This window comes from Paenibacillus sp. MER 180 (assembly GCF_023713665.1).
Taxonomy (GTDB): domain Bacteria; phylum Bacillota; class Bacilli; order Paenibacillales; family Paenibacillaceae; genus Paenibacillus_B; species Paenibacillus_B suaedae.
On sequence record NZ_JAMAVT010000065.1, the window covers coordinates 1 to 519 of the forward strand.

The 519-nt window shown below is 40.3% G+C and carries 1 protein-coding gene; it reads left to right on the top strand.

The features are described from left to right. Positions 1-519: IS3 family transposase (locus M3661_RS29835; protein ID WP_251491286.1), on the top strand; the 519-nt coding region annotated here is incomplete at both ends.

Genomic DNA, 519 nt, shown 5'->3' on the forward strand with positions numbered 1-519 from the left:
CACTTGCTGAAAAAATTGAAGTAGCCGATTTCTATATTGAACAAGGGTATAGCGTCCAGCTCATTCTGCGACTAGCTAACATTCCACGCTCAAGTTATTACTATCATAAGAAAGCACAATTACGCAGCAAATTAGTGAGTGAGGGACGCCCAGCACCTGGATTTTCGCAGCTTACAAATGGAAGCACGATATCCGATGAACAGATTAAAGAATGGCTCATGGATCTTATCGCTAGCGATGGAGCCAATTATGGTTACCGTAAATTGACGGTAGCATTGCGAGAACAGCACAAGCTATGTATAAACAAGAAGAAAGTATATCGACTGTGTAAGGAACTGGGGATCCTAAAGCCACAACGGCAGAAACGAGTTCGATTTCCGAAAAAGATTGCATCAAATCGAACAATAACGAATTCTAATCAACTGTTTGAAACCGATATAAAGTACGGTTATATAGCAGGTGAACAGCGATTTTTCTTCATACAATCCATTATTGACGTCTATGATCGTGCAATTGTAG